Annotated in this window: 11 protein-coding genes; 3 read left to right on the top strand and 8 right to left on the bottom strand. The window is 44.8% G+C overall.

Annotated elements, in window-relative coordinates:
- Positions 1-23: 23 nt before the first annotated feature.
- Positions 24-1,700: an asparagine synthase B gene (gene asnB / locus JK130_RS12195; RefSeq protein WP_218354603.1), complete on the bottom strand. Its 1,677-nt coding sequence runs from the start codon at positions 1,698-1,700 to the stop codon at positions 24-26.
- Between the two features lie 290 nt (positions 1,701-1,990).
- Complete coding sequence (locus tag JK130_RS12190) at positions 1,991-3,652, bottom strand: M28 family metallopeptidase (RefSeq protein WP_218354602.1); 1,662 nt, start codon at positions 3,650-3,652, stop codon at positions 1,991-1,993.
- Between the two features lie 69 nt (positions 3,653-3,721).
- Here JK130_RS12190 and JK130_RS12185 point away from each other — a divergent pair, with 69 nt between their 5' ends.
- Positions 3,722-4,588, top strand: coding sequence for a DUF3025 domain-containing protein (locus JK130_RS12185; protein ID WP_218354601.1), 867 nt, complete (start codon positions 3,722-3,724; stop codon positions 4,586-4,588).
- On the opposite strand, the gene JK130_RS12180 is transcribed toward JK130_RS12185, so the two are convergent.
- Positions 4,585-5,289, bottom strand: a complete 705-nt coding sequence (locus tag JK130_RS12180; RefSeq protein WP_218354600.1) for a YIP1 family protein — start codon at positions 5,287-5,289, stop codon at positions 4,585-4,587. The genes JK130_RS12185 and JK130_RS12180 overlap by 4 nt on opposite strands.
- A 169-nt stretch (positions 5,290-5,458) precedes the next feature.
- On the opposite strand from JK130_RS12180, the gene JK130_RS12175 reads away from it, so the two are divergent.
- Complete coding sequence (locus tag JK130_RS12175) at positions 5,459-6,241, top strand: ABC transporter ATP-binding protein (protein WP_218354599.1); 783 nt, start codon at positions 5,459-5,461, stop codon at positions 6,239-6,241.
- Complete coding sequence (locus JK130_RS12170; RefSeq protein WP_218354598.1) at positions 6,241-7,434, top strand: ABC transporter permease; 1,194 nt, start codon at positions 6,241-6,243, stop codon at positions 7,432-7,434. The genes JK130_RS12175 and JK130_RS12170 overlap by 1 nt, the downstream gene beginning before the upstream one ends.
- 190 nt (positions 7,435-7,624) lie before the next feature.
- On the opposite strand, the gene JK130_RS12165 is transcribed toward JK130_RS12170, so the two are convergent.
- The 5 genes from JK130_RS12165 to cysD are packed head-to-tail and all read right to left on the bottom strand — an operon-like array spanning position 7,625 to position 13,083.
- A complete protein-coding gene (locus tag JK130_RS12165) occupies positions 7,625-9,349 on the bottom strand; it encodes an SLC13 family permease (protein WP_218354597.1) in 1,725 nt (574 codons plus the stop codon).
- Positions 9,350-9,367: 18 nt separating this feature from the next.
- Positions 9,368-10,783, bottom strand: coding sequence for a sulfate adenylyltransferase subunit CysN (gene cysN / locus JK130_RS12160; protein ID WP_218354596.1), 1,416 nt, complete (start codon positions 10,781-10,783; stop codon positions 9,368-9,370).
- A 2-nt stretch (positions 10,784-10,785) separates the two neighbouring features.
- Positions 10,786-11,574, bottom strand: coding sequence for a 3'(2'),5'-bisphosphate nucleotidase CysQ (gene cysQ / locus JK130_RS12155; protein WP_218354595.1), 789 nt, complete (start codon positions 11,572-11,574; stop codon positions 10,786-10,788).
- On the bottom strand, positions 11,574-12,167 hold the full coding sequence (cysC, locus tag JK130_RS12150) for an adenylyl-sulfate kinase (protein WP_218354594.1): 594 nt from the start codon (positions 12,165-12,167) through the stop codon (positions 11,574-11,576). The genes cysQ and cysC overlap by 1 nt, the downstream gene beginning before the upstream one ends.
- 1 nt (position 12,168) lies before the next feature.
- Entirely contained in the window at positions 12,169-13,083 is a 915-nt protein-coding gene (gene cysD / locus JK130_RS12145; protein WP_218354593.1) for a sulfate adenylyltransferase subunit CysD, read from the bottom strand.
- Positions 13,084-13,201: the final 118 nt, after the last annotated feature.

Below are 13,201 nucleotides of genomic sequence, written 5' to 3'. Positions count from 1 at the left end.
ACGTATGACACTATCTTCAAATTTTACCCTTTGGTAGAAGAATGCACATCTTTCATTGAACGGCCGGAGGGATCTGCATTGTTTTTAAAACTTTCATCCCACTCCAATGCTTCTACTGTACTGCAGGCTATTGATTTACCGCCAGGAACACAGCGTGCGGCACTTTCCTGGGGAAAGTAATCTTCGAAAATAGTGCGGTAGTAATAGCCTTCTTTGGTATCCGGAGTGTTAACCGGAAAACGAAACTCAGCAGCGGCCAGTTGTTGATCGCTCACTTTATCCTCAACATACTCACGTAGCGAATCTATCCAGGAGTAGCCCACGCCATCGCCAAACTGCTCCTTTTGACGCCACAGAACCTCTTCGGGAAGGGTACTGCCATCGTCAAAGGCTTTGCGTAAAATCCATTTTTCCATGCGACCGTTTAAACACATTTTATCTTGAGGATTCAAACGCATGGCAACATCAATAAACGACTTATCTAAAAACGGAACCCGTGCCTCAACACCCCAGGCACTGGTGGCTTTGTTGGCCCGGGCACAATCGAACATGTGCAGGCGTTCCAGTTTTCGAACAGTTTCTTCGTGAAACTCTTTGGCATTAGGGGCTTTATGAAAGTAAAGATAGCCACCAAAAATTTCATCAGCGCCTTCGCCCGACAAGACCATTTTGATGCCCATGGCTTTTATCTGGCGGCTCATTAAATACATCGGCGTTGCCGCACGAATGGTAGTAACATCGTACGTTTCAAGCTTGTAGATGACGTCGCGAATTGCATCTAAACCTTCTTGAACGGTAAAGTTTACCTCGTGGTGCACGGTACCTATCATGTCAGCGACTTTTTTAGCGGCAATTAAATCTGGTGCATCTTTCAGGCCTACCGCAAAACTGTGCAAACGTGGCCACCAGGCATCGCTTTTGTCTTCATCTTCTACCCGTTTAGCCACATACTGAGCCGCCACCGCCGATACTAATGACGAGTCAAGACCGCCAGAAAGTAACACAGCATAAGGGACATCAGACATAAGATGCGACTTAACCGACTTTTCAAACGCGGTTTTTAATTCAGTTAAATCGGTGGAGTTGTCTTTAACGTTGTCATAGTCCATCCAATCGCGCTGATAATAATGAGTCAGCTTTTTGTCTTTGCTCCACAAATAATGGCCTGGAGGAAATTCGCTAATCGTTTTACAGATTGGGGCTAATGCTTTCATTTCTGATGCAACATAGAAGTTGCCATGTTCATCGTAGCCGGTATAAAGCGGAATAATGCCCATATGGTCGCGGGCGATTAAGTACGCGTCTTGTTCATTATCATAAAGAACAAAAGCAAACATGCCGTGTAATTTGTCTATAAAGCTGGCGCCGTATTGTTTGAAAAGCGGCAAAATAACTTCGCAATCTGAGCGCGTTTTGAAAGGATAGTCAGAATCTACTAACTCATTGGCTAACTGGCGGTGATTATAAATTTCGCCGTTTACTGCAAGCACCTGCTCTTCGTTGTCGCTAAGCAGAGGTTGAGCGCCGGTTTCAACATCAACAATCGATAATCGTTCGTGACACAAAATGGTATTATCATTATTCCAGACGCCTGACCAGTCTGGGCCACGGTGACGTAGCAATTTTGCAAGATCCAATGCCTGAGTTCTCAACTCAGAAACATCGGTTTTAATATCCAGTATACCGAAAATACCACACATAAAACGAGCTCTCTTCTATCACAGTTTGAATTTAGGTGTTCTGTCGGGCTTTTACAAAAACATTATGGCGGAGGGACGTATTATTATGAGTATATTGCTACCGCGTTCTAATGAATGTGCCAGCCTGTGCATAAATTGCAACTACATTCTGTCCAGAGCGGCTAAAAACTAAAGTTTTAACGCATTGATAGCAAAACAAAGACGTACTGTTAACAATAAAAAGCGCCACCGCAAGGGTGACGCTGAAGTTGTATCAGATAACACTGAAGAATTCTGGCAATTTTAATAAATCAGGGGCGCTGAAATTCACTTTGTTCATTCCATTGTGGCCACTGGTCAGCATTAGCCACACCCACGCCTACGTCAAACAACAACTGGGTGTCTTGTGCAATACCGCTTAAATCCCAGTCATCGCGGTATTCATCACATACCTGATGATAACAGCCAGTTACAATAACATTCATACGTTTGCGGTATTTAGCGGTTTGTTCATCAGCCGGATCGCTCCCACCCTCGGCATAAAGCGCCGGAACGCCTTGCTTAGCAAAGCTGAAGTGATCTGAACGGTAATAATAGCCAGCTTCAGGGGTATCTTCACCGGTCAGGTAGCGGTCCTGGCGTTCAGCAGCTGACTGTAAATAATCTTCCAACTCTGATTTTCCCTGTCCCACCACGGCGACATCTTTCGTTTTACCCAACACGTTCATCGCATCCATGTTGATGTTAGCAACGGTCTTTTCTAATGGGATAACCGGGTTGTCGGCGTAGTATTTAGAGCCAAGCAAGCCTTGTTCTTCAGCAGTTACAATTAAAAAGCTGACAGAACGGTCTGGGCGAGGGTTAAGATTACCAAAAGCCTGCGCCATGATCACGCTGGCCGCTGCACCGGTAGCATTGTCATGGGCGCCGTTGTAAATTTGGTCACCTTTCAACGCATCATCCTTACCCAGGTGATCCCAGTGCGCCGAGTAAATAATATGCTCATCAGGTTTTTCAGCGCCTGGCAAGGTGGCTATCACATTGTAGCTTGCTGACTTTTTGAATGTGTTTTCTACGGTGACCGACGCTTCAAGATTTAACGACTGATTGTATGGTCCCTGCTGTGCTTTGGCCTTTTGTTCAGAAAAATCTAAACCCGCATCAGCAAATACTTTTTTAGCAGCGTCCAGGGTTAACCAACCTTCCATAGCAACCCGGCTAGCGCCTTTATCAGGACTGACCAGACCATACTGAGGGCCACTCCAGCTGTTAGCGACAACCGACCAGGGGTAAGATGCCGGCGCTGTTTCATGAACAATCAAGGCGCCTTTTGCACCCTGACGACTTGCCTCTTCATATTTGTAGCTCCAGCGCCCATAGTAGGTCATGGTTTTGCCCTGAAACTTATCACCATCCGGATTTTCAAAACCAGGATCATTAACCAGAATCACCACGGTTTTGCCTTCTACGTCTAATCCGTCGTAGTCATTCCAATCATACTCAGGCGCGTTGACACCGTAGCCCACAAATACAAGTGGCGAGTCTGTTACCGCAATCTGTTTTTGCTCACGTTTTGAAGAGGCAACCATATCTTCTTTATACCGAAAGGTATTCTCACCTATGGTCATATTCATATCAGGATTGGCTGTTATCTCCATCAGCTCAACTTTTTGTAAAAAACTGTCCTGATTACCCGGCTCAAAACCCGCTTCTTTGAACGAATTAACTAAAAAATCAATGGTCTTTTGTTCACCTGCCGTCGTAGGTAAGCGTCCTTCAAATTCATCTGAAGAAAGGGTTTTTAAAGGATCTTTGATTTTCTCAGCAGTAATAGAAGCATAAACTTCATCAAAATTAGAGGGCGCATCTTGCTTGGTCTGTTCCTGAGGCGAGGGGGTGTTTGTTTGCTGTTCTGAGCATCCTGCTACGCCCACAAGGGCGGGCACTAATACCGATAAGAGAATTCTTTTCATTGTTCGTCTCTGATTGTCTACAATATTGGCCAGTATAGAGAAACAAACAGAGCGAACCAATACTCATTTATGAAATCAGACCATCTGAAGTGGCAACCTGACGAACTTATAGTGTCAGCCGCCGCGCCTGTAGTACGCACCTTAACCGAGTTAAAGCTTACTAAGTTGACCACCTTTCCGCGTGCGGGGCATCTTAACAGCCTATGCGTGAAGCGGTTTGAACACCAGTGGCCCGGCCCCAAATTTGTTGACCAGGCTAGCCTTGATTCGGGTGAGGCCCGATATTATGAGCAAATTATCGCCCAGGATGGTTGTATTCCTACCCGCGAAGACAGCTGGCACGACTGCTTTAACGCCTGCATATGGATGCAGTTCCCTAAGACTAAACACTATTTAAATGCACTTCATATGCAGGACATTAATAACTTTGGTGTACATCCGCGTACGGCAAGGCGTAACCATGTCACACATTTTGATGAATGCGGCGTAGTACTGGCAATACCCAGGCAGCATATGAATCAGGGTAATGAAATACTGCAACAACTTGCCACACATCAATGGAAGCAAGCGATGTATCATCAGCGTGACCTTTGGCAAAGTGTGATTTTTCCCTTTGTATTTGGGCATGCAAACCTAGAGATGATGCTAAACCCGTTTATCGGTTTAACCGGAAAATGGCTGGCGGTTTTGGTCGATGAAAACTTTGAGAATTTTACGGCATTTGAACAAACACAACATCTTGACCGTGTGCTGTTAAGTCGTATTCAACAGCTAGACGATTTCATCCCAGCGCGTTTGATGCCACCGTTACCTATTTTAGGTGTGCCGGGGTGGTGGTCTCAGCAAACTGAGACGTTTTATGACAACACCGAGTATTTCAGGCCCCAACCAAAAGGAAAAGGGCCAACCCCACAACTCCCGTTGAGCCTTAATTAGCTTATTATATTAATAATTGCCCAAATACCGTAAACGATGACATAAGGCGCGACCGCAATAATGGCTGATTTTTTAGTCGAAAAGCTGGTCCATTGCGAGATGCCCACTGTGGTTAAATAGACAGTCCAGATCGTGATAAGTGACGTTGCTGAAGCAAAGCCGTTCCATGGTGAAGAAAGCGGAATGTTCAGTAAATAAGCCAGAGATAATGGTTGCATGATAGACGGCGACATCTGGGGGTCGCTGGCCAGTGCGATAAGAATAACCGCAATAAGCGCTGAAACCAGAACTGGCATGCTTATCCACCAGCTAAAGCCATACCAGTCGGTAAAGCCCTGAACATTTTGCTCGTCTGACTTTGTGGCTAAATGCAGGTACAGCGCAATAAGAAGAAAATACAAAGGCAGACCAATCAGCGGCCCCGCTAGCGACAAAATAATATAAAAGCTTTGTTGCTGAGACTGACGAAATTGTTCAATTTCTGCCGGACTTACCTCACCCAGTGTCGAGGATAATAAGTTGACATAAAAACTAAAGTCGACCGTTGAAAAATACAAATAGCTAGGCAGTATCGAGGCCAGAACCACCAGCACAAACGGAAACCAGGACCAATTATTTTTAGTTGTTAAGGCGCGAAAGACGCCATTAGGTCTGTAAAAAATATCGTTACAAGCTTGAAAGGGATTAGTCACCGTGTGCATAGAAATCCTTATTACTGTTTTTATTTGATAATCCGTGAGTCCGTAGCATACCCGTTTTTCATCTTCTGTGAACTGTACCGACACATTCTGAAGCACTTTTTATAAGATTGGATTAAATAGATAAGTTAAAGTGCACACTGGGAAAAAACTAAAAAAAGGGAAGCGCTCAATGATTGAGATAACCCAGTTGGCGAAAAAATTTGCGGTAGAAAATCCAAAAAAGCTTAGCGAACAGGAACAAAAAGATCCTCGCTTAAAAGGGAAATATTTTCATTCGGTTCGTGATGTTTCATTGAAATGTGAAAAAGGCCAGGTGTTAGGCCTTTTAGGACCAAACGGCGCGGGTAAAACAACAACATTACGCATGTTGTCTACTGCGTTAAAACCAGACAGTGGTGATATAAAAATTGATGGGCGCAGTGTGGTTTCAACACCATTGATTGCCCGAAAGTCTATTGGCTTTTTATCAGGGGCCACTGGTTTGTATGGCCGCCTTACCGGCCGCGAAAATATTACCTATTTTGGTCAATTACACGGTATGTCTAAAAAGGTTATCAGCAACAAAATTGACGAGCTTGCAAGTTTACTGGAGCTAGAAACTTTTTTAGACCGTAAATGCGATAATTACTCCACCGGCATGAAGCAAAAAACAGCGATTGCCCGCGCCGTTATTCACGATCCTGATTTGGTGGTACTGGACGAACCCACTACCGGGCTGGATATTATGGCTGCCCAGACCGTTCTGGATTTTATACAGCGCTTAAAAAGTAAAGGTATTCCTGTCATTTTTTCTACCCACCATCTACAAGAGGTTGCCGAGCTATGCGACAGGGTTTGTGTGATAAGTCATGGTCAAACTGGCTTTGATGGCACGTTAAATGAGTTTAAGGCATTGGCCCCAGCCTCACTCAATCAGTCTTTTTTATCGGTCATTGCCGGGAGTAATAACTAATGTGGATGGTTTACCTTAAAGAGCTGAAAGAAGTCATCAGAGATAAAAAAACCATGTTCTTTATGATTCTGCTGCCTTTGCTTATTTTCCCGGTTATTTTTGGTGGCGTGGTGTATTTCACCAGCAAAGCGACCGAAGAAGCCAAAACAAAAACGCTCACCTACGCGATAGAAAACCCGCAAGCCGCCTCCCAGCTTAACGAGGCTTTGTTGTCTGAAAAAGGACTGGAACGTATAGACTTGCCTGAAAATCAGACCATTACAGACTGGATAAAGGCAGAGCAGGCTGACTTTGTGTTGGTGGTTCCTGAAGATTACAGCAATAAACCGTTAGAGACAGGCAGCAATGAATTACAGTTGTACTATAACGGCGCTGGGTTTAACGCTATTAAACAACGCCTGAATACGCTTATAGAGCCTATAGCAACGGCGTCACGCACCCAGGCATTTGAGTCTCTTCAGGTCAACGAGACACAACAGCAAAAGCTGCTGGAGCCTATTATTCTGACCGAGGTTAACGTGGCTGATAAACGCGAAAACCTGGGCGAAATTGTAGGCGGGATGGTTGCCTACGTGGTATTCATTTTATGTCTTCAGGGCGCCATGATTCCGGCGGCAGACCTTGGCGCCGGAGAAAAAGAACGCGGCACATTAGAAACCTTGCTTATCTCGCCCATAGACAGACACAAACTCGTATTGGGTAAATTCTTTACTATTGCGACAGCAGGCGTGACCACATCACTGGTGACGGTGCTCAGTATGGCTGTGTGGGGCATATTGGTAGGTCAAAGTCTGGCGATTGAGGCCATTACCGAGTTTATGGGCGCCATCGGGTTTGTCGACTTTTTACTTATCTTTTTAATGTTGGTTCCGGTGGTGGCGATATTCTCGGCAATACTACTGAGCCTGTCCATCTATGCCAAAACCTTCAAAGAAGCACAGGGTTATATGGGGCCGATGATGATGGTCATCATCGTGCCCATCATTCTTGCTTTAATGCCGGGCATTAAGCTTGAAGGGGTATGGGCCTGGGTACCGCTTACTAATGTAGCACTGGCAATGAAAGAGCTCATTAAAGGGACTATGGATTATTTTCAGCTTATTGCGATATTTGGCTCTACAGCCATAATTGCTGGCCTGTTATTAGGGTTTTGTGTGTTCTGGTTTAACAAAGAAAAAGTTCTGTTTCGCTAGCTAATAATTTATCAAACAGAGGGGCGTTGGATTCTGGTCTCGCTGAGTATGCGCTACAAGTTATTTAGCGATAAATACGTTGATTGGTAATACAAATGCAAGTATGAAAAGGGGCGCTGAATTCAGCGCCCCTTTTTTATATCGGTATTTATTGTGGCATTTCTACCTAATTTACCGTTTTAATCATTCACTAGAAGTAATAAGCATTCAGCATCAATAACACAATGGTGGAATACAGGAGTGATATAGGCAAACCACATTTTATAAAATGGCTAAAGCGGTAATTGGTGGCGTTAAATACCAATAAATTGGTTTGGTAACCATAGGGCGAAATAAAGCTGGCACTTGCGGCAAACGCGACCGCCAGAGCAAAGGGCATTAGCGGCGCCTGAATAATACCGACCAATCCATACGCAAACGGGAACATCAGGGCTGCGGCCGCATTATTGGTGACAAATTCGGTTAACAGCAAGGTAGCGATGTACACCACAATTAAAGCAACGAACCAGTCTGTGTCAGACAAATACGGAATTAACATCTGCGTAGAAAGCTTAATAACACCGGAATTTTCCAGTGCGGTTGCTAAGCTGAGGGCCCCTACAATAACCACGATTAAGTTAAGCGGTAAATTGCGTTTTACCTCGCCGTTTGAAGTTACCCTTGCCCCAATTAAAACAGCCGCAAAAAACAACAGTCCAATAGCCAGAGATAAAATATTAGCAGCAGACAGGGCAACAACGGTCAAAAATCCCCCCAGCGTGATCCACTCCTGCAGACCGCCCAAAGGACGATTGATTTTTTGTTCTGACAAAATAAAGAAGTTTTTCGATAAATTCTGGCGGGACTGAAAATCAGGGCCTGCGGCCAATAATAGAAAATCTCCGGCCTGCAATTTTATCTCCCCGAGTTTTCCTGACAATTGTTCACCATCGCGACGAATCGCTACCACAGCGGCATCAAACAACGCCCGAAAGCCCAGCGCTTTAATTGACTGACCGATAACCTGAGCTCGGTTGGCAATAATAACCTCGGTTAAATTTTCACGTAATAGTCCATCTGCCTCTGCAAAGGTAGTGAGTCCTTTAATGTGACTAAGGTTATCCAGCTTTTGTACGTTGCCCGTAAATATCAGCTTGTCTTTGTCTAAAATAACCAAATCAGGAGAAACCGGAGTAATCAGCTGACCATCACGAATAATTTCGATTAAAAATAACTCAGGAAGATTTCTTAAGTGGTTCTCTTCTACGGTTTTGCCTATTAATTCAGAGCCGGTTACCACTTCAGCTTCTACCGTGTAGGCACGGTAATCCGCTTTTTTATTCGCAATATTTGGCAGTAAAGGGCTGATGAAGAACAATAAAACACCACAACTTAACCCTGCAACCAGACCAAATAAGGTAAAGTCCCAAAAGGCAAAGCCGGGGTGTCCCTGCTCTTGTAAAAAGCTGTCTACAATAAGATTGGTCGAGGTACCAATTAAGGTAACGGTGCCGCCCAATATAGCCGCATAAGACAACGGAATTAATAATCTTGAGGCGGGGTGATACTGATTTTGTTTAACCGGACCAATTAAGCTGGCCACAATGGCGGTATTGTTTAATAACGCCGAAGAGAAAAAAGTTAACCCAAATAATCGCCAGTAAGAAGCCGTAAAGCTGGCGGTCACCAGTTTTCGACCTAACCGCTTAATAAGCGCGGTTTTGTCAATGGCACTGCTGACTAAAAGCAGCAATACCAGGGTAATAAGACCTTTGTTTGTCAGGTTCTTCAATATGTCATCAAAGGTAACCTGTTGCATAATAAGAAGCCCCAGCATAGCCAGGGCAAATATTGTAGAGGGGCGCTGGTGAGTAAGCACCAACGCAAAAATAGTGCTGAAGAACGCCCCCAGCACTATTATTTGATTTACATCCATATTGTTTAAAGCCTGAAGTTACAGCTTGCTGATATCAAGTGCATTCCAGTGCGGAAAATGCTTACGAACCAGCTCGTTAAACTCAAGTTCAAACTCAGAGTAATTGACCGACTTATGCTGTTTGTCGGCAGCCAGTTCGTCGATAATCATCCCTGCGCCAACGGTGCCGTTAGTCATACGATCAATAATCACAAACGAACCAGTACCTGGATTACGCTCGTATGAGTCACACGCGATTTCCTGAGTAAATTTCAGGTCAACCACACCAATTTCGTTTAAGTTAAGATGCGCCGCCCCTTTATGTTCCAGGGTATTTACGTCGATTTGATACTCAACTTCAGCTATCGCACCGGTGGTCATTTTGGTTGCAAATTTAAAGCTGTATTGTTTGTTCGGCATCATTGGCTCTTCAGCCATCCACACCAGGTGCGCTTTAAACTGAGCAGACGACAATGGCAGATTCCCCGATTTCACAATCATATCGCCCCGTGAAATATCAATTTCGTCTTCAAGGGTCAGGGTTACTGCTTGTGGGGTATACGCCCATTCTTGCTCACCTTCAAAGGTAACAATAGATTTTACCTTTGAGGTTTTCATTGAGGGCAGGGCAGTAACTTCATCGCCAGGTTTAATCTGGCCTGAAACCACTGTGCCTGCGAACCCGCGAAAATCCAGATTTGGACGATTTACATACTGCACCGGAAAACGAAAATCATCGGCATTGACATATTTGCCCACTTCTATGTTTTCAAGCAACTCCATTAATGGGGTTCCTGTAAACCACGGGGTGTTTTCGCTCTTATTGACAATATTGTCGCCATCTAAGGCTGAAATTGGAATAAACCGAATATCAGGAATGTTCAAATCTGCTGCAAAATCCAGATACTGTTGTTTGATTTCTTCGTATTTGTCTTCGCTAAAACCAATCAAATCCATTTTATTGATGGCCACAATGACATGCTTAATACCAAGCAAACTGGCTAAAAATGAATGGCGTTTGGTTTGGGTTTTAACGCCAGCACGGGCGTCGACCATTAAAATAGCTAAATCACAGGTCGAGGCACCGGTTACCATGTTACGGGTATACTGTTCGTGTCCTGGCGTGTCTGCAATAATAAACTTACGTTTATCGGTAGAGAAATACCGATAAGCCACATCAATAGTGATGCCTTGCTCACGCTCTGACTGCAAACCATCCACCAACAATGCCAGGTCGATTTTTTCGCCAGTGGTGCCCATTTTTTTGCTGTCTTTAGTTACCGCAGCCAATTGATCTTCGTAGATCATTTTTGAGTCATGTAACAACCGGCCAATCAACGTACTTTTGCCGTCATCAACGCTGCCGCAGGTCAAAAAACGTAATAAATCTTTCTTTTCATGTTGTTCCAGATAAGCCAGAACGTCTTCTTTCAATAAACTGTTTTCGCTATTCATGCTTATGCGCTCACTAGGAAAAAGGGATTCAACACAGACTCTTTCTGATTATAAGAAAGAGGTTCGGCGTTTTTATTTAAAGGATCTTTTGGATTCAGCACCGTAACGGTAGCGCCGGCGGCTAGCGCTACGGCATGGGCAGCACCGGTGTCCCATTCAGATGTTGGCCCCAGGCGAGGGTACATATGGGCCTCACCCGTCGCCACCAAACACAGTTTTAACGAACTGCCCATAGCGACCAATTCGGTTTCGCCTTCAAGCTGAGCTAATAACTGCTGTATTTCGGGACTTTGATGAGAGCGGCTGCCAACAATCTTCCAGGTATCGCCAGACTGATGAGGCTGAGCTGAGATAGCCGTCTGACCTTGCTCATCAATTTGCCATGCGCCTTTGCCGACTACACCAACATAACTGGTGGCCTTTGCCGGTGCATAGACTACACCCATCACGGGTTCGCCATTATCAATTAACGCAATATTGACCGTAAACTCCCCGTTTTTCTTGATAAACTCTTTAGTTCCATCAAGGGGGTCAACTAACCAGTAACGCTGCCAGGTTTGTCGTTCTTCCCAGCTAATATCGGCCGACTCTTCAGACAAAATGGGTAGGTCTGACAATTGCTCTAACTCGGCCACAATAATTTTGTGTGCCGCTAAATCAGCTTCAGTCAGTGGGCTGGTATCTTGTTTTTCATAGATGGTAAAATCTTTGTCGTAAATCGACATAATTTCATCGCCAGCCTGACGGGCGATGCGCAGAATTTGCTCTGCCAATGGGTCAGGTAAAGCCATTATACAAGTCCTTTTTCGACCAATAAATGATACAACCGCTCTGCGGTATCCTCGGCACTTTCATCTTGATATTTAAGATGAACTTCAGGGTTCGCAGGCGCTTCATAAGTAGAATCGATACCGGTAAAATGTTTGATCTCACCGTTACGGGCTTTTTTGTATAAGCCTTTCGGGTCACGCTGCTCACAAACTTCTAACGGCGTGTCGACAAACACTTCAATAAATTCGTTGTCATCGAGCAGGTTTCGACAAAAATCCCGGTCAGTTTGAAAAGGCGAGATAAACGCGGTGATAACCAGGCTTCCTGCATCCACAAACAAACGCGCAACCTCACTGATGCGTCGAATATTTTCGACCCGGTCTTTATCTGAAAAGCCTAAATCGCCACACAAACCATGGCGGACATTATCGCCGTCAAGCAGGTAGGTGTGCCGGTTATTATCAACCAGCTTTTTCTCAAGCAGATTGGCCAGGGTTGATTTTCCAGAGCCGCTTAAACCAGTAAGCCAGATAACCCTGGGTTGCTGACCAAGTTGTTGGCTACGGGTCTGTTTAGTGACCTCGTGTTGATGCCAGACAATATCGGTAGCCATATTAGAAATACCCTTCCATTTTTTTCTTTTCCATCGACCCGGCGCTGTCATGGTCGATAACCCGGCCCTGACGTTCAGAGGTTTTGGTAAGCAGCATTTCCTGAATTACCTCGGGTAAAGAGGCAGCTTCTGACTCTACCGCACCGGTAAGTGGGTAGCAGCCCAATGTACGAAAGCGAACTGAACGCATTTGCGGCTCTTCACCTGGCTCCATTGGCATTCTGTCATCATCAACCATAATAAGAACACCATCACGTTCTACCACCGGCCGAGGTTTGGCCAGGTACAAAGAAGGAATATCAATGTTCTCAAGATAAATATATTGCCAGATGTCTAGCTCGGTCCAGTTAGACATGGGGAACACACGAATACTTTCACCCTTATTCACTTTAGAATTGTAGATATTCCACAATTCGGGGCGCTGATTTTTTGGGTCCCAGCGGTGATTGCTGTCGCGAAACGAATACACTCGCTCTTTAGCCCGCGACTTTTCTTCATCGCGACGTGCGCCACCAAAGGCAGCATCAAACTTGTGTTCGTTTAACGCCTGCTTTAACGCCTGGGTTTTCATGACGTCAGTGTGCACTGAACTTCCGTGAGAAAAAGGGCCCACGCCCTGGGCTACGCCTTCAGGATTTTTATGAACCAGAAGATCAAAGCCGTATTTTTCTGCCTGACGGTCACGAAACTCGATCATTTCCTGGAATTTCCAGGTCGTGTCAACATGAAGAAGAGGAAACGGGATTTTACCCGGCGAGAATGCCTTTCTGGCTAAATGCAGTAAGACCGAAGAATCCTTACCTACCGAGTACAGCATAACAGGGTTATCAAACTCTGCAGCGACCTCGCGAAAGATATGGATGCTCTCGGCTTCGAGTTGTTTCAAATGCGTAATAGACGGTATTTCTGAAGTCATTGTCGAGTCCGATAGTTAAGGTTATATACGAAACGATTATATGTATAGAACACTAGCATATTTAGATCAAAAAGTGCTATGCCATTTAGCTATACGAAATAGCACTTTTATGCCAGTT

Source organism: Alteromonas lipotrueiana (assembly GCF_019249245.1).
Classification (GTDB): domain Bacteria; phylum Pseudomonadota; class Gammaproteobacteria; order Enterobacterales; family Alteromonadaceae; genus Alteromonas; species Alteromonas lipotrueiana.
Note: the sequence above shows the minus strand (reverse complement) of the source record. Positions and strands in the feature narration are given on the sequence as shown.